The organism is Exiguobacterium sp. KJ 601 (assembly GCF_027161185.1).
GTDB lineage: Bacteria > Bacillota > Bacilli > Exiguobacteriales > Exiguobacteriaceae > Exiguobacterium > Exiguobacterium profundum.
The window spans coordinates 424,883-447,609 of sequence record NZ_JADHZG010000001.1; the positions used below are offsets into that span (position 1 = coordinate 424,883).

The window sequence follows — 22,727 nt, forward strand, 5'->3', positions numbered from 1 at the left end:
ACGACACATCAGGCAGATTTTTTTGTTTTCAACAATCCGACGAAGATGAACGAGAACAAGAGCGAAATCAGCGGGAAGATAACATTCCACGAACTGAGATGGCTGACATCGAACGGACTGTGGTCATAATAGACGGCAAAGTACGTCAATTCGATGATGGCGTTCAACAAGAACGTCACCACAGGGCCGACCCAAACCCGTTTCATGATCATGGCGACCACGACACCACCGCCGATGGTGAGAAACGGGACGATGACGAGTTGCCATAAGAACGGATCGATATAGTCAAACATGGAGCATCCTCCTTATAACGATTTGTACCCTAGGAAGTACGGGCGCCACATCGGGTCATGGATCGAGTTGATTTGAAGCATCTCGCCCCCGGCATGGATGAAGAACTCATCATCGAGCATGATGCCGATGTGCGATGGACCGGATTTGTACGTGCCGGCGAAAAAGACGATGTCCCCGCGACGGCCACTCGTGATCCCCGTCCGTTTGTTCTTGAAATGGCCGCTATGCCAGTAACCTGACACGTTCGTGCGACCACCGATTTTACCGGCTTGATTCGTTGCGTAGTGGATGAGACCGGAACAGTCAAAACCGCCGTTCAGCGGAGACTGTGAGCCCCACGTGTACGGTGTCCCGAGATGTTTCACCGCGACGGCAATCATGCGTTCTTTTTGTGAGTTGTCCCGTTTCTTCAACAAGGCATCTCGTTTGATGCGAATGTCTTTCGTCTTGACGTAGACCGGACGCCAGTCGTATTGGATGAGATAGGAGTCACCACTCTTCCCACGAGGGTAGATGCGACGACCGGCATCGAGATACCCGATCGGACGGGTGTCATTCGGGTTGGCGTAGAACGGCGTCTTCTTCGTCGTCCCATAGTGGGCGGCCGTATAGACGCTCGCCGGTTGAATCGCCTTCGGTTTCGTCTCGGCGATATAGGGGTTCAATACGTACACACGTTTCCCGGACGGAAGACGGACGTGCCAGAAGTCGGCATCGATCGAGCGGAGCCCGACGAGTTTCGTCCCACGGGACAGAGTGCCGGCAGGACGACCATACGCAACGTCAGCCGAGAAGTAAGGCGTCCCGTTGAACTGTGTATAGAAGACCGTTCCTACCTTCGGCTTCGCGGTCGGTTTCGAGACAGCGAGGTAGCCAGTCGCGACATAGCGATAGGCTCCGTTTAGTCGGATGCGCGTGTAGTAGCCGCTCGTCCCATATGTCTCGATGAGCTGACCTCGTTTCAATGAACCGACTTGTTTCGCGATTGAGGTCGAGGCGTATACTTCGACCTCGTTATATCGGCTGTATCGTTTCCCTGTCGCTTCGAAGCGAGGTGGTTTTTTCGTACTCGTCACGCTCGTCGGGACGAAGTAATAGTTCCCTTTCGTGAAGATGCGGGTATAGCTTCCACGGGTGCCATAGATGTAGACGAGCTGTCCCCGTTTCAGGGACAAGGTCGTCTTGGATGATTTCATCGTCCGAGCATAGACCGGTGTGTTTTTCGTGATGTACCGTTGTCCGGTTTTAAGATAAGGTGGCTCCGTCGTCCCAAGCGATGCGGATTCGACGAAGACATATTGTCCGTTGTAATAGACACGGGTGAACAGACCGTCTGTTCCATAGATGCTGACGAGTTGGCTCCGTTTGAGTGAACCGACGACTTGCTTCTTGTCTGTGTCTAAATAAATCGATGCCTCTTTTTGAGCATAGCGGCTCCCCGTTTTAGCGTAGCGGGGCATCTTGGGAGCGAGTGCATCTCGCTTCATATACACGTACATGCCATTTTGATAAAGGCGGGCCATCGAGCCATTTGTGCCATATACGCTTACTCGTTTGCCTCGGACAATCGTCCCGATGATCTCTCCGTCCTCATTCATATAAGAGGATGTCGTCAAGACGAATTGCAAGTCCGTCTTGAACGGGATTCGATTTGTCATCGAGAGCGGGATGTATCCGACAGTTCCATTTAGATCGACACGCATCTTTCCGTCGATGAGGTGGCCGTTCAAGGTTTGACCGGCTTCAAGTGGAGTCATGGTTCCACCATCTGGTGAAGACGAGAGGGTCGCTCCTTCTTTAGCGTAGCGGGTCACTGCCTCCGGGACTGTCTCTCCGAGGGCGTCACGGGTGACATATGTCCCGTCCGTCGTGAGGAGAAGGTCGCCTTCGATATCGAAGACGTCGACCGCTGTCCCGATGGCGAGTGTTGCGGCTACATTTCCGGCAGCATCGTGTGCTTCTGTCTCCGTATGGACGTAACGGGTGACAGCGTATGATAAGGCGTCGTTTCGGACGAATCCTTTTTGTGAAGCGACGGTGACGGACGTATGGGTCTCGGTCACCTCATGGACCTCCACACGCTCCGCTTGGTCTGTGACCAGGAGGACGACCGTTTCTTCTGGATCGGCATAGAGGGTCGTGCCGGCACGAAGCAAGGCCTCAGACCCGACCGCTTGAGCGGTGAGTGTCCAATAGAAGGTAAAGAGAAAGAGCAAACTGAAGATTCGTTTCAACATTTCCACCTCGATTCATGAAATTTACAGTTTTTAGTATATACATAGTGGAGATGAAAAAGGTTGCTTATTTCGATAAAAGGGAAATGATTGAAGGAATCCGTACTCAGCATTCCACTCGTTCGTTTGCGACCATCTGTGCTATGATGGACGGGGAAAGGAAGGGACAACTATGGAGACACTCAACATGAAACAACTTTCTGACGACCGATCGGCCCATCAAGTGGCCGGCGATCTCGACGCGATGCGGGCGCTCATGCACGACTCGTTCCGATATGTCGATTCGAGCGGGCGTCAGTTCGATAAAGAGACGTTCTTAGACCAGTTCGTCGACCCGACAGCGATTCAATGGATCGCACAGGACACGGTCACGTTCGATGAGACGGTACGCGGTGACCTCGCCGTCGTCCAACTCTTGCTCGAGGAGAAGTTCATTCTCGGCACGAACGCGTACGAAGGTCGCTTCTGGATGCTTCATCTTTATGTGAAAGAAGATGGCGTCTGGTTATGGCAAGGCGGACAAGCGACGATGATCAACGAAGGTTAATAAGCGTTCAGACACTCCGAATCGATGGAGTGTCTTTTTTTATTAAATGAAGGAAATGTGAATTTGAAAAATATATGACTATTTTAGAAAAATTATGTACCCTTTTGAAAAAGGACAGATTATAATAAATTTGTAAACGATTGTCATTATTCTTGAGGGGGACCCTACTTATTATGAAACAACCGAAATATGCAGCACTTTTCCTAGCTACCACACTCGCATTCGGAGGTATCGCGCCTTCGACAATCGTCAACGCAGAGACGTCTGAAGACGTGACTGCTCCTGACGCACCGGTATTATCGGCACCACTCCACACATCGACAGCACTCACGATCACAGGTGAAGTGGCTGCGAAAGCGGAGATCTTGATCAACGGCAAGACATACGTCCGTACAATCCTCGAAGGTGGCGAGGCCGTCTTCAAGATGTCACCACAGTCGGTCGGCAAGGTCATCGACGTCCGTCTCGTCGACGCGAGCGGCAACGTGAGTGACACGACGCGTGCCATCGTCGCCGAAGACCCGAACGCACGTCCAGACGCACCAGTCATCAAACCGTTGACGGAGACGTCACGTGAAGTACGCGTCGTCGGGGAGCCGGGACAATATGTCGAGCTCTCGATCGGCAGCAGCACGTATAAAGGGAAGTTCGATGCGAACGGGCTCTACCGTCGTGGCATCGCACCGCAACCGGCCCACTCATGGCTCTCGGCGAAGACGATCTCGACGAAAGGCGCGACGAGCGACGTCTCGAAACGTAGCGTCTACACAGACCGCGTCGCACCGAGAACGGCGACATTGACACAGTCCGTGACGGCGGCATCATACGGTGTCTTCGGAAAAGCCGAACCGTATGCGACGGCCATCGTCAAGATTGGCACGAAGTCATACACGGCACCGGTCATGTCGACTGGGAAGTTCATCGTGAAGATCCCGCGTCAAGCGATGGGGCAGAAGATGTCACTCGTCATCCGTGACGGCGCAGGCAACGTCAGCCAATCGAAGACAATCACAGTACAGCACGCGCTCTACAACAACTTCCATCGTGTCTACGTGGATGGTATGAAGTTGACGGTTCATAAAGAAGTCTTCTATGCAGATTCGACGACGAAATACGCGGACACGTTCGTGCCACTCTTCGTCGGACATCCGTCGAAGTCGGGCCTCGGCTTCCTCCTCAGCAGCTACACGGAGGATGGCTCGGTCGCTGGTTTCGAGAAGTTAACGCTCCGTGTCGGTCGTGCGACCTATTCGCAAAACATCAATGATTACGAAGTCTACTACGAAGAGTATGAGGACGGCTCGGTCGAAGAGTCATACTTGTTCCAGCCAGATGCGAAACTCATCAGCTTCGTCGACAAGTACGTCCGTCCGGAAAACCGGATCACGGTCATGGTCCAAGGAACGGACTACGACCTCGAGTTCAACCTATCGGGTGCGGAGAAACGCGCATTCATCCAATCCCTCCAATACGCAGGATACTAATTCTTTAGGACCGGTGGAGACACCGGTCTTTTTGGTGAACGGAGTTGCAACATGAAAGACAAGCGAGATCTCATCTATTCGCTCAAACCACTGCCGGTGACCCCGATCTCCTCGAATCGATTCCTATGGTGGATGAAAGCATTTCTTCTATTATTAATACTCGGTTGGTGCATGACGATGCTGAACGTCGTGAGTGAGAACTCGACGGAGCGTTATATGAAAAACGAGTACGGTGTCGAGGAAATCTATTTCATGGAGGAAGAGCGCTTCTATTATGTGATCGATCGCCAGTTCAAGTTCGAGCGGTTCTCGAGCGCGACCGAAGATCATGGGTACTTGCGAATCGAGCAGATCGACTACACCGACCGATACGGGAATAAGATCGACTTCCGTTTCATCAAGGTCGCTGGGATTTTCTTTGACCGGACCCACCATGAGACGAATCTGAAAGTGCTCGAACGGAAAAAGTTGAACAACGAGCAATTGTTTGAAGAATGAATCGAAATGTTTTAGAAATCTTTTTGTTACATTTTTGAAACATAAACCGATAAATAACGTAGAACAACGTGGAGCCAAGTGCTTCACTATTTAAGAAAAGAGGGAAAAGGTATGAAACAAGCTTTGCAACGCCTCGTTGCATTTGTATCGGTCCTTGCGCTCGTCGTGTCGCTCGTCCCAATGCGGACGATGGCAGCTGGCGCGGCCGATGTGAGCGGGGCCACATTACTTACACCAGGACAGACTGTCGACTTCACGACAGGGACAGATCCGGTGAACACGTATTGGTTCAAGATGGAGCGAGAAGCTTCAGCCATGACACATATGGAGATTGCGATGGAAGCATCTGCTGTGACGAACATCTCGGTCTATCCGAGCGCTGAGACGGCAGCGGCCGATGAGACGTTCGATCGTTACCGGGCGAGCGCTTCTCCTGACGCAGAGACGTCAGTCGCAAAAATCCAATTCCCATACGCATGGGAAGGTCCATATTACATCAAAGTGGAATACATGCCACTCGAGACAATCGATGAAGAGGGCGCGGTGATTCCACCGACGGCAGCAGATGTCTCACTTGGTTATAAATCAGTGAAACTCCCAGTGAAGTATGAAGAAGGAAACGGAACGATGTGTCCGGTCGAATCGTTGCTCCCGATGCCAGAAGATGGCGGGTTGCTCGAATTGATTCGTCGCCTGCAAGAAGAGATCCTTGGTGGATCGAAAGAAGGACGTCAATTGGAGGCACTTTACTACAAGTCGTCCCCGTACATCGTCCGCAAGTTGGCGTTCGACAAACAGAAACGCGAAGAGGCGTTGACGGACCTTCAGACGTTACGTCCGCTCATCACGTCACTCGTCAACAAAGAAAGTCACACCATCACGAAAAATGAAGCGGCTGCGATCAACCGCATGCACGCCTTGGTCAAATCAAGCGTACCGAGCGGAATCAAGTCGGACGTCAATGACTTGGCTTCATCGGTCGATATGACACGCCTCGCCGGCTCGACGGTGGAAGACGTGTTCGCACAGATTGGAATGGAGCTTCAAACGGTGGATACACCGCGTTATATCGTCAAATACAAATCACAACCATCGACATCGATCGGCAAGATGAACGCGATGACGGATGTATCGGCAGAGCGTATCTCGATCGGTCGTCCGGGAGACTATTTCGCGCTCGTTGACGTCGAGTCGGCAAGCACGAAGATGCAAGCAAAAGCGAAAGCGACGTTGAACGCCGATTCGAACGTCGAGTTCATCGAGCCAGTCCAGACGTACAAAGCGTTTGCGACAGATTCGAGCTATGAGTATCAATGGGCAATCAATGAAAAATCAGTTCTTCAACCGATGAAGTATGCGGGTGTCGGATTAGAAGGCTATGAGGCACTCCGTCTTCCAGGTCGTTCAATCAAAGTAGCCGTACTCGATACAGGTGTAGATGATCGTCTGCTCGACTTTAAAGGAAAAGTCGATGTCGCGAACGGAAAAGACTTCACGGACCCGAATGGGGATGGAAGCTCTCGCGATGAGAACGGTCACGGGACGCACGTAGCAGGTGTCATCGGGGCAGTACGAGACAACGGTGTCTCGATGCGCGGGATGGTACCGAACGTATCGATCCTCCCAGTCAAAGTGCTCGGAGCAGACGGGACGGGTGATACGGATCAAATCGCACTCGGAATCAAATATGCGGTCGATGCTGGAGCAAAAGTCATCAACATGAGTCTCGGTGGCGGCGAAAGTCGTACGATCGGTTACATGTTGAAGTATGCCTATGACCGCGGTGTCGTCGTCGTTGCAGCGACGGGGAATGAAAGTGAACCGGAAGTATCTTATCCGGCCTCTTCGAAGTATACAATCTCGGTCGGAGCGACGAACTCCCTCGGAATCGTCGCAGATTACTCGAACTTCGGATACGGCGTCGATGTCGTGGCACCAGGTTCGAAAATCGCAAGCCTTGTCCCAGATGGGAATGTCGTTTATTTGGACGGAACGAGCATGGCGACTCCACACGTCGCTGGCGTCGTGGCCCTCTTGAAATCACAACACCCGACCCTCTCGGTCGAGTCGATCCGTACGCTCTTGCAACGGACGGCTGACCCGGTCGCCTTCTCAGGCGGAGATGTGCCGGAAGTACCGGTGGATGAGGAAGACGAATGGGCATTTGAAGACATGAGTGTCGAGTTCACGTTACCAGTGGCGTATTACGACGTGTTAGGCGGTTACGGGAAGGTGAACCTTCACCGCGCCGAGTCGATGCTCCGTTTGAACGCGAACCGTGCGGTCGTGGCTGAAAATGCAGCAAACTTCAAAGTGAACGTGAAGTCTGGCACGGTCGTCTCTGTATATAACGGCGATCAAGTCGTCGGACGCGGGACGGCGAAGCAAGCAGTCGCATCGTTCAAGATGAAACCACAACCTGCAGGGACAGTCTTGCGCGTCGTTTACACGAACGGCAAGTATCAGTCGACGGAACGGTTGATCGTGGCGGCGGGCAAACGTCCGGCTAGTCCAGCGGTCACAACGCTCCGTGCTGGTGCGAGAGCGGTTTCTGGTAAAGCGACACCGGGTATGACGGTTGTCGTTCGCAATGCGCAGCGTCAACTGTTCGGGACGGCGATGATCCGTCCGGACGGCACGTACAGCGTCAAGACGCGGGCTCTCCGTAAAGGAGAATCAATCTACATCCACGTGGAAGATTTGAACGGCCGTGCCGGACAAATGACACGTGCAATCGTCAAATAAGCTAGTGACAACGGGAGACGGGTATGCCGATGGGCATATCCGTCTTTTTGTATGGAGTGAATGCCAAAGACGAGGTGACCTGACAAGGTTCGAATGATGGAAAAGTGGATCTCACAGAGAAAAGGGCGTCATGAGGATACGATTCGTCTGTAATCGGATGGGTCGAAAGTCCTCACGGCACGAGAGAAGGTTGAAACGAGAGGCGCAGATGCCTAAAATGGAACATACCCGATACTTTTGGATAACTTTGGTTTTGTTAAACAGGTCAATGATTTTATGAGTTGGAAATAACTAAGGTAAACATTGGACTTTGAGAATCGACATTGTAAATTAAATACTAAAGGTAATTAATGGTATAAAAATGGTTTTCAACTATTATTTCCGCCAAAAACGCATGAAATCAACAAAAATCGACGTGTTTCGACATTTCCAAAAAAGGTAAATCTAAAAATGAATTAAACTAAAATCTCCAAAATTCAAAAACGTTACCATTTTTGCGAAAAAAAACGCTTGTGTCGCTTGGAAGTGTTATGTATATTATGGATGTAAGGTTTTCCAAGAACAGTCTTGGTAAATTGTTCAAGATGATTCTTGCAAAGACTTCTACCGGGGGAGAACGCCCGGTCTAAAGAAGAGTCGGTTACATAATCATTAGTACTTTATTCATTGTTATGGATACATGACTCCGAACGAGATCGGTTGGGCGAGGACGGTAGAAAAACCTATCTACCTAAGGGAGGATTTACATCAGATGGCTAAGAAGAAACAATTCGTTACTGCAGCGGCAGCGTTCGCAGTAGCAGCATCAGCAGTAGCGCCTGCAATCACAGCAGACGCAGCATCAACAACGGTCCGTCTTTCATCGGACTACGTACGCGGCGGGGACCTCGACGCGGCACTTGACAAAGAGTACAAAGGTAGCGAGATCTACTGGTACAAATCGTCAGTAGACATGAACAAACTTGGCGTGTTCCAAACTGCTAAAGGCTTTGTAAAAGGCAAAGGCATCCGCGTTGAGAAAAAACTTCGCGTCTTGAACCACGCACAAGATATCCAACCTGAAGAAATCGTCCTCGAAGAAGGCGTTCCTGCATCAGGTCTTCGTATTCAGCCAGTTCTCTTCGCAGACGGCGTGAAATACAACAAAGTTGTCACATACGCTGGTTTCTCAACTGAGAAAGCTGGAGAGTTCGAAGGAACATTCACTTACTCTAACAAAGCATTTGGCGTTGTAACAAAAACAGTTAAATACAAAGTAGTTGCTTCGAAAGTAGAACTTTCTGAAGTGAAGAGCGAAGTTATGGACGACGTTCTCTCAGTAACTGCTGACGTGAAAAACCTCAAAGACGGCGAAAAAGTTGAACTCGTTGTGTACGCTAACCGCGACATGAACGCAGCTCTTCCAGCTGTTCAAGCAGAAGTTAAAGACGGCAAACTTTCAGTTAAGTCTGGTAAACTTCCTGCAGGTAACCACTCATTCATCCTCCGTTCAGGCGAAGTGAAGACTGACGTTATGAACTTTGTTGTTGAAGCACCAATGGTTAAAGACGTTAAGGCAATTAACGGTAAAGACCATGTTGTTGAATTCAACAAGTCTGTCGATAAGATTACTGCTGAAAACAAAGCAAACTATGAAATCTCAGTTAACAATGGTGCTGCACTAGCGGCAGCTGCTTACACTGTAGCTGTAGATGAAAAAGATCCTACAAAAGTTAAAATTACTCTTGCTGATGGATCTGCCTTAAACAATGGCGCATATGTTTCTGTCAAAGTGAAGAAAGCAATCCTTGACAAAAACTTAAAACCACTTGCTGATGACTTCACTAAGACGTTTACATTTGTGGACAACTCGGCAGCTGAGATTGAGAAAGTAGAAGTTGACGGCAGTAACTTAAAAGTTACATTCAACGACTACGTTTCTGCAGTCGGTTTAGTTAAAGTTAATGGCGTTGTAAAAGCAGCTACTGCAGCTTCACCATACTCTAAAGAACTTGTTATCTCTGGTGGGGCAACTGGCCTTGACAATGGAACTTACTCAGTTCAGATTGCAAACGTAAAAGACATTGCTAACGTTAACTCTGCTGGTGTAGCTTCTCCGAACCTTACAACATTTACTTCTGGAAACTTCACAATTTCTAACGTGACTGTAGCTCCAACTGTAAGTAAAGTTGAAAAAGTAGACGAAGATACATTTAAGATCACTTTCAACAAAGCGGTTACACAGCCTACTGTGGTAGCTAAGAAAAATGGTCTTGACTTGTCTGTTGCAACACCTGTAACTGGTGCTGGTGGAAAAGAATGGACTGTAACTGTTTCGAACAACGGTGGAGTAATGCTTTACAACACTGGCGAAACTTCTGTTAACCTTGCATTGAACATCTCTGCATTCAAAGCTGTTTCTGATAATGTTGTTGGTGACGCGGTAAACCAATCAGTAACATTGTCTAAAGACACAGCAGGTCCTGTTGTAGAAGCACGATTCAATGAAATCGTCGATGCGGATACAACTGCAACTGTTGACGAAGTCTTTAACATCAAGTTTAACGAAGTGATTCAAAATGCTGTGCCAGCAAACATCATTTTGACTGACAAAGATGGTATTCGCCGTGCAGTTTCAAGTGCAACAATTGTTGCCGACGCTAATGGAGATCTCACTATTCTCCAAGTCAAGTCTACTGCAATCCAATCATCTACTGCTCCTACTACTGGTTCAATCCTTGCAGGAACATACACGCTTTCACTCGGAGCTGGTACTGTTGAAGACATGGCTGGAAACGACCTTTCTTCTACAACTGTATCGTTCACGAAAGCTACTGGAACGACAACTGACTTTGCTGTAACAGCAACTGCTGCAGCAAATGTTATCACGCTTCCTTTCGGAACACCGATGACAAACTCTGCTATTGATCTTTCTAACTACAAGTTAGATAACAAAGCTCTTCCTGCTGGAACAATCGCATACTTCGATGGTTCGAAACAACAAGTGAAGATTGAACTTCCTGCTGGAACAATCGCACGTTCGCAAGATGCAGTTCTTACAGTATCATCTAACGTTGTTTCTGAAGCTGGTGCAAAACTTGATACAGCTTCACGTAACCAAGTAATCAGCGGATTGCTTGATAACGTTAAACCAACATTGGTTTCTGCGAAGAAACTTACTTCTACAACAGTAGAAGTAACATTCAGCGAAAACTTGGCGTCAGTTACTGATGCAGCTAACACGCAAGATGACTTCGTTGTTAAAGTCAACGGCGTTAACTTCGCGGTATCTGCTGTTACTGATGGAACTGCTAACGACAACAAAGTTGTCTTAACAGTTAGTGATTACAATGTCGACCAAGCATTGACAGTTGCAATGGCTGATGCTACTATCAACATTGCTGACATGGCTAATAACACAGTAGAAGCTAAAACTGTGGTAACAGCTACAAAATAATATTTCTCAATCAGCGTCCCATCATTAGATGGGGCGTTGTTTTTATTTTCAAATATATATTATTCTTCTGATACACTCTGAGCGTCGCGGCTCAGGGTGTTTTTTCATATTCAAAGAAAGAGAAGCGATGAACCTGAATCAATCTGAAAAGCGTGGCGGGATTGTCAGCGTCACGCCCATCAATGAAGAGAGTATTTGCTATAAAGGTCAAACTATTGATTGGTCGAATGACGGCTAAATACTCGTGAAAGAAATTTTGGATGGACTCGATCGGAAAGGATTTCCTCGTCGTCAGCCTGGGACGAGGAATAGTTTCAATTCAATATGCTGTGCTCGAAACCACCTCCCATTCAGGATACGCAATATTGGAAACGTGACGAATCTTGTCGAACGATAATAAAACAAATTTAAAAAACGGTTTTCCATATCGTTTAAAACGATGCGCACTGAGATATGAGGACTGGCTACAATAAGGCGTAGTCAATTTTAGAATGGGATGGATGGACTCATGACATCTATGATATTCAAAGGAGAAAAAGAAATGATCTCATATTTGAAACGCTGGTTGACGATTGTGGCAGGGGTTTTCTTACTAGTGGCATTAGGACCTCAGATGGTTACGGCAGAAGAACGTACTTTACCGTTAAATGGTGCGGTACATGGAGAACTGACAGCCGAACAGAATAGACAAACTTACACGTTGCAGGTAACAGAAACGGGCAACGTGACAATTGATTTTACAACAATGGTAGACGATACAGTGAACATCGTATTCCAAGATGGGATGAACAACCCCATCTATAATACATGGATTAGTGGAAGTGCTTCTTCACCAGGAAGGAAAGTAATGTCTTGGGATCTTGAGGCAGGTGAGTATCAATTTATCGTATACGATGATTCTTATCGGACAAATCAAGGGAAATTCACCATCAAGACTTCGTTCACATCAGTCAAAACAGATGACATCGAACCGAACAATGGAGCCGCTGAAGCACAACCGTTGAAATTCGGACAGACAACGAAAGGATTCCTTTCCGTACAAGACGAGGTGGACGTCTATGAAGTCAAACTGACGAAAGCAGGACGATTACATCTCAATTTATCGACATATGTAGATGACACGTTACGCGTGTCCCTCACGGATGACATGAATCAGCAAGCATTCTACGAATCGATTTCGGGATCGAAGAAAAATCCAGGCAAGTTTGTTCGTTATATTGATTTAGAGGCGGGTACTTATCATATCTCCATTCAAGATGGTGGACCCTACAGTACGGATACAGGGATGTACCAACTCAAATCAACGTTCGTTCCTGCATTGAATCAAGAGGCCGAACCAAACAACGGATCGGTTGAAGCAAAATTATTCCCGTTTTATCAATCGCGTACCGGATTATTGTCATGGAACGACTCCGTCGATGTGTATAAAATTGTGATTCCAAAGACCAGCAAAGTCGGAATTGATTTCACATCTTATGTTGATGAAAAAGCGATTCTTACGCTTTACGATGTAGATAATATTAAAGTGATTGAGGACTATGTCTATGGTTCTACAAAGGCGCCGGGACGAGCTAAAAAATCCGTGACGCTCACACGTGGTACGTACTATCTCTCTATTAGTGATGGTCCGTGGCAGAGTGAAACTGGGAAGTACTTGCTAAAAGTCACATCAAGTCATCTTCTTCCTGTTGTGACAGTAAACTCTGTAACAGCCCGTTCCACAAAAGTAAGTGGCAAGACTGAGAAGGGTGCCACCGTCACGATGACGATTGGCAAGAAGTCCTATAAGCGTACAGCCGATGCGAAAGGGAACTATTCATTCTCCATCAGCAAGCAAAAGGCTGGGACGAGCATCAAGATTTCGAGCAAAAATAAGTATGGAACATCTGTGAAGTCGGTGAAGGTATCGAAATGAGTACATGTGTGTCGAATTACTTGATGCATCAATAGGTAAAGTGAATTGTGAACGAGTGTAGATGAAGAGAGGGTTCGGCATCATGTCGGATCCTCTTTTTTGAAAGAAGAATGATTTGTTCTCAAATTCATGAGCTGGGTAATTGAAAGATGGTAAAAACGTAAACCAAAAGAATGGATGTGGGGAATATGAAACGATGGTTACGCATAACTGGACTGATAGTCTTGTTTAGTCTCTTCTCGTTTTCAACAGCAAAGGCAGCCCTCGTCATCGAACCGGTAAGTTCGATCGACGTGAGTCGCCCAACGAACTATATCGTAGGAAACGAGCAAATGTATATTGGTGGGAAAGAGGGATATCGGGCATATCGTTTGTCGGACGGGACCCTAAATCTTGATGTAAAAGGACAAGCTACTGATGTGTTAGATGTTAGTGATGATGAACAGTGGGTCATTACTAAACAATCATCTGGCCTCGTGACATACGATAGCGAGGGAATTGAACATCATACGTTAGATGAAGCAAAATGGGGACACATGACGATATCCTTTAAAGATGAGACCGTACAAGCCCGCTTTTTGCCGAAATCCTCGGTCGTCGTCATCTTAACGGAGTCATCAGGTCTCGTTTGGTATGATGTTGCTACCGATCAAGTGAAAAAGCAAACCTTTATTGTTCGAGATGGGCGCTCTGCCCCATCGTCTCAGACGCTTCGTGTGTCAAAACAACTCATCGCTGTAGGGGAGAAGAGGATGATGTCGTTATACACTCATGAAGGGAAAATGACCTCCTCGTTCGACATGGAAGAATCGATCGAATCGTTCGATGTGACGGACGACAATATTGTTGTGATGATAAGAGCGGATGGCAGTTTATATGAATATAACCCGAGCACAGAGAGAGGGACTTTACGAGAAATCGGAGTCCATGGAGAAATCATGGTCAGTTCGTCCGGAACGTTTTTCTCGAACGAAACATCTCTCTATGACTTTAAGACGGGCAAGCGAGTCTATTCATCGATTCAACCGGGGCGTGTCGTCTTCACACCAGATTCGACGCGGTTTGTTTCGATTGGGGAACGCATTGAACTCTATGCTACGTCTTCACTCAACCAACGCATTCGTTCCATTGCAGTCAATCCAGAGTTGAAAATAATCGAATCCGACACGAAGGTCCGACCGAGTCTGATTGTAATCCGTGCGGACGGTAAGAAAGAGACTATCACGGAAGGGGTGACGTGGACGACGACTTCGAAGGAACGGTTAGCGATTGAGAACGGTCTTTTTGTCGGGAAACAATCAGGGCCAGTTGTAGTGAACGCAACCTATGAAGATCACACTGCCTCACTTTATATAAAAGTCGTACCGGCCCCTCAACTAACAGATCTTGAATGGTTGAAAGAACAGAAGAAAGCACTCGATCAAAACGGAACGTTTGAAGGCGCGGATTATCGTATCGGAGATTTATATGCAAAAGTAAGAGGAACTGCTGGCAAACTTTTGTTAGACAAAAAGGTAGCGACACGAGGAAAGTTCCAAGGAAGTTGGATATATGCTGCGACGAACCGTTCAAAGCGTGTGAATGAGATTGTCTTCTCATTTTGGAACTACAAGCGCCCAAACATTACTGAACGGGGCGTACAACGTGCTTTCGGGAAACCGATTCAAACATGGACCAAGAAATCTAAGACATTTGAAACAATTAACGGAAGTAAATCGTGGGAGAAACGCTCTGTGGGAAAAATTACGGCATATCGCACGAAACAAAAACATACGGTCTGGATGTATTATGACACGGGTGGAAAGTTACGCATGTTCCGTCTGTTTGAAAAAGTACCGAAATAAGGTGTAAAGGTAACGAAACGTATTTAAAAAATGGTTCGAGTCATCTTTCTTTTTAAGAAGGATGACTTTTTTTGATGATTGTCAGTTCATGTCGAACGATTCCTTTTTAATTTTAAATTTCTAATTGACTTGAATAACATATGTTTACTACAACAAAAGAACTAAGTTGATACTATCAAGATGATAGACAAGATTCATATGAAATGACTAAAGATGAAAGTGAGGTCGAGAGATTTGAAACGGTTCGTGACACAGTTTTCTCTTTTTGCCATTCTATTCATGTTATTGAGCACGTGCTTACCTACCACGGCAGCCGCGGCAAGTTTAACGGTTTCTCCGAAGAGTGTGGCGTTACAGGTCGGTCAATCGAAAACGGTACAGGCGAAAGCGAGTGGCGTGAAAAAACCGGTGTATGTATGGAAATCTTCAAACACGAAAGTAGCAACTGTGAAAAATGGGAAAATTACAGCGAAGGCCGTCGGGAAAGTGACAATCACGGTCACTGTTCAAAAGACGAAGTTGAAGTCGACCGTTAGTGTGACGGTGAAACCGAAAAAACTAAACGCACAAGAAGCGTTTAAGTTAGTCAATCCATCGGTTGCGACAATTGAGATGTACGATGCTTCCGATCGACTTACCTCGACAGGGAGTGGATTCGTGACGAAGAAAGGGGAGGTCATCACGAATTTCCACGTCGTCTCAGGTGAAGCGAATCGATACGCTCGCATTCGATTCGCAAACGGCACCGAGGTTGAGACGCTTAAGTTAAAACGCTTTGATGACGCACTAGATTTGGCAGTCTTAGACGTTCCTTCCCTTCAATCTATTCCGATATTGTCGACGGTAAAAGCGGGAAGTACAGGCTCAACTGTCTACGCACTGGGAAGTCCGAAGGGTGTCGATAATACGATTACACAAGGGATTCTAAGTAATCGTGAGGTCTTCTTTGGTGGTCAACCATATCTTCAATTTAATGCCAGTGTGACACACGGAAATTCAGGCGGTCCTCTCATTAACGAGTACGGGCAGGTCATCGGAGTCGTCACGTGGGGGCTTCCTGACTCACAAAACATGAACTATGCGGTACCCATTCAAGAGCTAGGCAATTTGAAATACGGACGCGATACGATTGCAAATGTACAACTGCCGACCGAACCCGGATATGAGTTACCCGTCGTATCAGGCAAAGGTGACACACGAGAACAGGAATTGAATGATGCCTTTGCGGATGCAGATGTGATTTCTTATGCCTCGGGTGATTTAATTGGTTCTGTTTATGATTTAGAAGATGTCGATACATTCGTCTTCCGGACCGATAAACGAATGACGCTATCCGTGTTTGGAGGATGGATGAACAACCGGCAAGGTGAATACTGGGCGTTCGGTCTATTTGACGCGAATGGTGATGCGATTCGTTACAGTGAAGAGTTCTCGAATGAAGGACGCTATTATGGAACGTTAGACCTCGTCATTCCTGCCGGCGAGTATTACTTGGCCTCGTTCCCATTGTCCGGTTTGGCAGATTCGGAATATTGGAATCAACCGTATCGAATGAGTTATGAACTGAAGTAACACGATTGAATGGAAGTAGAGAGACTGGCCGTCGTGTCAGTCTTTCTCTATGACGTCAGGGGGAGAAGCGATGAAGCGTATTGTATTCATTTGTTTGTTATTGATTTGGATTCAAGGGTCGATGGCGATCACGCCTATAGTTGCTGAATCGACGACACATGATCTAGTGTTCGGAGAAGTACTAGAAGGAGAGCTCGTGAAGGGGGAGGCGAACCAGACCTTCGAGGTGATGTTACCTCAAAACGGAAAACTGACACTGGATTTGACGCTTGAGATGGCAAATACGTTAGTGACCCTAGTCGATGAAAACAATCGTTCCGTCGTGTATGAATGGGTTCGCGGAAGTCAGTATTCCCCGGCACGTTATCAAAAGACGCTTGATTTGAATCAAGGTACGTATCGACTTCAGTTCAGTTATGCTCTCGGTAAATACGCGATTCGCGCGGATTTTAATCCAGTGACGACGGATGACATGGAGCCGAACGATGGTACGCTCTTGGCACAGCCGTTGCCGCTTCAAAAAACGACAACGGGTCATTTGACGTTACAAGATCGAAGCGATGTGTATCGGATCGAACTGAAACAAGCGGGACGACTGCAATTGGAGTTGACGAGCTTTGTTTCGCAAAAGGTCTACTTCGAATTAATAGAAGAGATGAACACGTCGATTTATCAAAAATCAGTATCAGGATCGACGAACAATCCAGGGAAACAGAAGATGGTGATTGACTTGGAACCTGGCATCTATTATCTGAACGTATACGATTTGACGTATCGGTCGAATACGGGTGTCTATGAGATTCGCAGTTCATTCAAACATGCGAAGAATCAAGAACGAGAACCGAACAACGGGTCGGTCGAAGCGGAAAGGTTCCCGTTCTATACATCACGTACCGGATTGATCTCGTGGAACGATTCGATTGATGTGTACAAACTGTCCTTACCGAAAGAAAGTCGCGTCCGGGTGGAATTGCTGTCCTTCATCGATCGTGCCGCGAGCTTGATGGTGAAGAACGCGCAAGGCGAAAAGGTATTGTCGACTTATCTATACAGTTCGTCCATTGAACCGGGACGCTATGACGAATCGGTCGTTCTTCCAAAAGGGGATTACTTTGTATACGTGCAAGGCGGTATGGGCACCTCGTACACCGGGACCTATCAGTTGAAGGTATCCTCTAGTCACTTGCTGCCAGCGTTGTCGGTCAATCGTGTTTCCGTCCGTTCGACGAAAGTGAGTGGCAAGACCGAGAAACGAGCGATCGTCACGATGACGATCGGGAAGAAATCGTATAAGCGAACGGCCGATGCGAAAGGGAATTACTCGTTCTCAATCAATAAGCAAAAAGTAGGGACGCCGATCAAGGTGACGAGCAAGAATAAATACGGGTCGACGGTGAAGACGGTTAAGGTGTCGAGGTAGGATAGGATGAAGTGAGGCTGAGTTTGATGGAATGTTGGACTCGGTTTTTTTATACAGGGATTTTGACATAGGAAGACCATGGCGTTTCTATGTGAACTGAATCGGTTGAATGGTTGTTTGATAGAAAAGAAAATGCTGAGTGGTTCTCTACTTTTTTAAACTTGCAAAATCAAAAGTATTGATTGAAGTATGTGAGAAACGTTGTATAAAAATCATCAGGTGAAACGTATTAATTTTTTTAACCTGATACTTTTTATTATTAAGTATATGTGAAATAATATAGTATAATTTTTCCTATAAAAGAATTGTAAATTACTCAAAATGTATCTATAAGTAATTTATGGATTTAATTTAGGTTTTTCGAATACATATATCATTTCTTTTTAAAATCGCACAAGAGAGTGGAAACTAATATGAAAAAAAATGAACTACGCTCAAAAATCGATGAACTGTTTGACGAATACAAAGAAGATTTGTTTTTTGGAGACGAAATTGAAATTCTATCAAATCGTATCCATTCACTAGAAAGTAGCATCGCCGTCATCGGTCAATTCTCTGTAGGAAAGTCCGCGCTACTTAATGCGCTGTTAGGAGAGGAAATTCTATCAACTCGTCGGATTGAATCCACTAAAATCTTGACTCGCATACGGAATTGTTCTTCTCGAGAAGAGGCAAAAGTAATACTTACTTATTTAGAAGGAGACTCACGAACCTTTCCAATCGAAGACATTGATGATTTAGAGAGGTATACGACATTTCAAGGAGACGAAATTACGAATCAGTTAGCTACTGTTGATTTATATTGGCCAGTTAGTTTCTTAAACGAAGAATTGGTATTGATTGATACACCAGGTGCGAATTCGCTCACCAAATCTGCTTTTGAAACGACACGAACACAGTTGAAAAAATCTTCTGCAATCCTCTATTTGTTCAATGGACAAAAAGGACTTGAAGCGACAGATCATGAACTCCTAGAAGAATTTATCTCAGACGGAAAGCAAGTCTTTTTGGTTGGTACACATATTGATCGAATGAATGAGGCTGAAGAATGGCATGAAGTGGTCAAAGAGGTTCAATCGAATCTTAAAGGCATATCAGATCTAGACATCATCGGTGTATCTTCTACTTTGGGACTGCACGGGAAAATCGAATCAAATGATGTTTTATTAAACGCTTCTAATATTATGTCTCTTGAAGCGGTATTAAGCGACTACATGACCTCAGGTGATTATCATCGAGCTGACCTTCGTTCAATTGAAAGTGACTATATGAAATTGCTCATGGAAATTAAAAAAGTTGAAGAAGAGCAATCTGATAAAAATCGTGAAGTAGAAGAAGAGCGTATGAGAAGACGAGATCGTCTGATTGCAATTACTGAATTAGATTATGCCGACGTGGAAAAGTATGGAAAGATGTTGTTGCGTCGTCGTGAAGGTAATGTACGTGAGATGGGGTCAAGTTTGGAAGAGAACGTGTTGCGAGAAGGAAAAGGCGTTTTAAACGAAGTCACATCACTCTATGCATCTCTTAGCCAACAATTGAACAGTAAAATGCAGGCTCTTGCTTACGGCCTGATTGATGTCGAATCACTTAAACATGACTATATTAAGCATTTGAACCATGTCGAAAAAATCTACATGGAGTGGGGAAAAACGATTGAAGAGTCGGGGTATCAATTCGTTGAGGCGTTTGAAACCGAAGTGAAATGTGCTGATAAAGCATTTCTTCATGCTATGAGAACGATGGAAACTGATGTGGATATCAAGTGGGATCACTTTGACTCCATCTTGATGTCAATTTCTTTCGAACCACTTCGATTGGATCTAGATTTGACAGACTTTGACGTCTACGAGTCACAAATTGATAAAGAAGAATCTAAACGGATAAAACTTAGGAAGAAACTTTCCACAATTGACGGAGAGCAAAAGAAAATTGCAAAGACCCTTGATGAAAAAGTATCCGAAGTGGAAAACAACAAAAAAAGTGTTGTGTCTAACCTAGGGGAACGCCCGAAACCAAAGAAACTGTATCGGGAAACGGGATTTCTATTTTGGAAAAAAAGTGTTCCAGATGGCTATGATTACTCACGAGTAAACCTTTGGGATGAACGTTACCGAGAGATGACGGATGAGTATGAAAAGGAGTTGGAGCGAATTAACGAGGTCAATCGAAATCTTTCTATGAAAAATGAGATGAAAAGAACTCATACATTGAAAGAAATCGATGAACTTGAAGAAGAAATCCATTCGAAACGTCAAGGTTTTCTAAGTGCACTTTATTCCATCATCAATGATCAATCAAAAATTGTTCTCGAAACACATAATGAGAGGTTATCGGAGGTTAGGCAAGAATTAGAAAGACTGTTAAGCATTCAGGAGGAACGTCATCATGCACACCTCCAGATGGTTGAAAATAAGTTCGTAGAATTTGTGAGTGATTCGAAACAAATGGCCATAAAAAAAATTAGAGTATTGTGAGGTTTATCTTATGATAAGAGATCAGTTTGTTGAACGAAAGCAAGAATTACAAGTGAGGTTTGACGCTGCTTTACAGATTGGGAAGGATCTTGAAGAGCGTTATCCAGAAGTCTTGTCAGTGCGTCCTATGATGCAAGATCTTCAGACATTGAGAGAGAACTGGGAGAACGAACGTTTTGAAATTGTCGTGGTCGGTGAGTTCTCGACTGGAAAATCGACATTCATTAATGCTTTGTTGAAACGTGAGATACTCCCTTCGAAAGTGACGCCTACAACAGCGACTGTCAATTTTATCAGACACTTAAATGAGCTTGGTGAAGATTTCAAGGAGCCGATTGCGAAAGTTTACTTTAAAAATGATGATGTTATTGAGATTCCATTCCACGATCTCTCTGACTATGTCACTGAGATGAGCGAGAAGTTAAATGTTAGTGAAAGCATCCGTTATGTTGATCTCTACGTTGATTCACCATACCTAGAAAACGGAGTTGTGCTTGTTGATACTCCGGGTCTCCAGGCATTGAATATCGAGCATGAACGAATCACCAAAGAACAAATTAAAAAGTCAAATGCGAGTATTCTTCTCTTCAATATGGAGCAGCCTGGGAAACTTACAGAAATTAAGTTTCTTCGCGACCTATCTGAATCGATTGACCGAATTTTCTTTGTCGCCAATCGACTCGATGGTGTCCCTCTTGATCAAGTGGAGGAAGTGAAAGAACAGCTTGAGAATTCATTGCGCGAGAATGACTACCAACAAATCGCTCCTGCTCATGCAGTTGTCTATCCGGTCAGTGCTTTACAAGCGTTAAAAGCGCAAGACGAGATGGTCGTCACCAAACACTGGGAGAATGTTCCTGCGGACGAGTTAATGAGCCTATCTTGTTTCCCTACGTTCTTAAATCGCTTAGAAAACTATCTATTTGCCGGGGAAAAGACAAAGGATTTTTTAAATGTCCCTAACATTTCTATCGAAAACTATTATGAACAATTGATTCGCCAACTTGAACAATATCAAAAAGCGCTTGAACGAGATGATGACATGGAAGAGCTTGAAAAAGCTCATAAGTTAGCTAAAGATGAGGCGGAACTTCGCAATTTACAACTGAAGAAAGAAGTCATCCGTTTGAAGAATCTCTTCTCTAATACAAAGCGGGAGAACGAGAAGCAATTCAATGAAGAATTTGAAAAATACACCACATCTACCAAACTAGCAGTTGAGTCGATTGAGTCATTCGAACGACTCGAAAGTCAGGTGAATGACGAATTAGAGTTATTCAATAAAGATTATCAAAGCTTATTCGATCGAAAGCTCTTCGATTTAGCAGAAGAATTAAATAACGCCTTGCGACAAGAACTTGAAGAGTTTGAATTAAAACTAGAAACCCCAAACTTGAATCAAGTATTGGATGTTCGAGTTGACCTCCACAGACCAAAAGTAAAAACGGCTGAGGAAATTGAGACAGAAGTGAAGAGTAGATTTGCCCATCAAAAAGAAGAACTGGCAGCAGAAAAACGAAAGCTTGATCTCAAGACTAAACAAGAGCATCAACTAAAAGTCGAACAGCGTGAACTTAAACGGAGAGAAGAGCGACACAAAGAGGACCTAAGCTTCCATGACATGCTAATCAGTAGCACCTCTCAAACGGAAAAACGATATGGTGTCATAAAGAAACGGCGCTTTTGGTTCGACAAACATGGCACGGTCGAAGTAGAGAATAAGCGATATGAACAATTGATTGCTCAACGAAAAGAGGCAGTTGTAGCTGCACATCGTGAAATCGATGAGCGCACAGAACAAACTATGAAAATTGAAATAGAATTAGGAAATTTTGATGGTATATATGCCGATCGTGACGAAATCTTTGAGGAGCAAAAGGCACTGAATGAAAAAGAAGGGATGGCTGTAATTCAACGTATGAATGAAGAATTGGCAGAATCAGGTCGGTTGTTAAGTAATCAAAAGCGTAAGGTGACAAGACAATTAGATTCGATCTTTACTCAATGCAAACGCGATTACCGTGACTTTATTCGAACATTGGATACGTTAAAACTAGCCGAACAACAGATTGAAGAATACATCCGTAAACAGGATGAACTATTGGCTTCAAGTATGCGATTAGCGGCACAACTTGCCGAGCAAATTGACAGTTCTCAGGAGACACGGTCATCTGTTGCAAAAGACGTGGAGCAAGTAAAACAAATGGTGGAAGAAGAAAAAATGTTGTTAATGACGGCACACATTTAAAAGGGAGAGATTG

13 protein-coding genes are annotated in these 22,727 nt (G+C 45.5%); 11 read left to right on the plus strand and 2 right to left on the minus strand.

The window, feature by feature from the left end; translation table 11 throughout:
• Positions 1-8 precede the first annotated feature (8 nt).
• Both IRJ25_RS02315 and IRJ25_RS02320 read right to left on the minus strand, forming a co-directional pair.
• Entirely contained in the window at positions 9-293 is a 285-nt protein-coding gene (locus IRJ25_RS02315) for a hypothetical protein (protein WP_159562839.1), read from the minus strand.
• 12 nt (positions 294-305) lie between these two features.
• On the minus strand, positions 306-2,531 hold the full coding sequence (locus IRJ25_RS02320) for a C40 family peptidase (protein ID WP_269317692.1): 2,226 nt from the start codon (positions 2,529-2,531) through the stop codon (positions 306-308).
• 169 nt (positions 2,532-2,700) lie between these two features.
• Here IRJ25_RS02320 and IRJ25_RS02325 point away from each other — a divergent pair, with 169 nt between their 5' ends.
• From IRJ25_RS02325 to IRJ25_RS02375, 11 genes are all read left to right on the plus strand, one after another.
• Positions 2,701-3,075, plus strand: a complete 375-nt coding sequence (locus tag IRJ25_RS02325) for a nuclear transport factor 2 family protein (protein ID WP_143180225.1) — start codon at positions 2,701-2,703, stop codon at positions 3,073-3,075.
• Between the two features lie 173 nt (positions 3,076-3,248).
• Positions 3,249-4,559, plus strand: coding sequence for an Ig-like domain-containing protein (locus tag IRJ25_RS02330; protein ID WP_269317693.1), 1,311 nt, complete (start codon positions 3,249-3,251; stop codon positions 4,557-4,559).
• Between the two features lie 51 nt (positions 4,560-4,610).
• Positions 4,611-5,057 (plus strand): hypothetical protein, encoded by a 447-nt coding sequence (locus IRJ25_RS02335; RefSeq protein ID WP_214815779.1) that lies wholly within the window; start codon positions 4,611-4,613, stop codon positions 5,055-5,057.
• Between the two features lie 111 nt (positions 5,058-5,168).
• Positions 5,169-7,802 (plus strand): S8 family peptidase, encoded by a 2,634-nt coding sequence (locus tag IRJ25_RS02340; RefSeq protein ID WP_269317694.1) that lies wholly within the window; start codon positions 5,169-5,171, stop codon positions 7,800-7,802.
• Between the two features lie 751 nt (positions 7,803-8,553).
• On the plus strand, positions 8,554-11,238 hold the full coding sequence (locus IRJ25_RS02345) for a hypothetical protein (protein WP_269317695.1): 2,685 nt from the start codon (positions 8,554-8,556) through the stop codon (positions 11,236-11,238).
• A 541-nt stretch (positions 11,239-11,779) separates the two neighbouring features.
• The gene (locus IRJ25_RS02350; protein ID WP_269317696.1) at positions 11,780-13,153 is read left to right on the plus strand and encodes an Ig-like domain-containing protein; all 1,374 of its coding nucleotides are present in this window, start codon (positions 11,780-11,782) and stop codon (positions 13,151-13,153) included.
• 188 nt (positions 13,154-13,341) lie between these two features.
• Positions 13,342-14,997, plus strand: coding sequence for a hypothetical protein (locus IRJ25_RS02355; RefSeq protein WP_269317697.1), 1,656 nt, complete (start codon positions 13,342-13,344; stop codon positions 14,995-14,997).
• A gap of 234 nt (positions 14,998-15,231) precedes the next feature.
• Positions 15,232-16,569 (plus strand): trypsin-like peptidase domain-containing protein, encoded by a 1,338-nt coding sequence (locus IRJ25_RS02360; RefSeq protein WP_269317698.1) that lies wholly within the window; start codon positions 15,232-15,234, stop codon positions 16,567-16,569.
• 70 nt (positions 16,570-16,639) lie between these two features.
• A complete protein-coding gene (locus IRJ25_RS02365; RefSeq protein ID WP_269317699.1) occupies positions 16,640-17,989 on the plus strand; it encodes an Ig-like domain-containing protein in 1,350 nt (449 codons plus the stop codon).
• Between the two features lie 413 nt (positions 17,990-18,402).
• Positions 18,403-20,466 carry a dynamin family protein gene (locus IRJ25_RS02370; RefSeq protein ID WP_269317700.1) on the plus strand — a complete coding sequence of 688 codons (2,064 nt, stop codon included), beginning with the start codon at positions 18,403-18,405 and terminating at the stop codon, positions 20,464-20,466.
• Positions 20,467-20,476: 10 nt separating this feature from the next.
• A complete protein-coding gene (locus tag IRJ25_RS02375; RefSeq protein WP_269317701.1) occupies positions 20,477-22,714 on the plus strand; it encodes a dynamin family protein in 2,238 nt (745 codons plus the stop codon).
• Positions 22,715-22,727 lie beyond the last annotated feature (13 nt).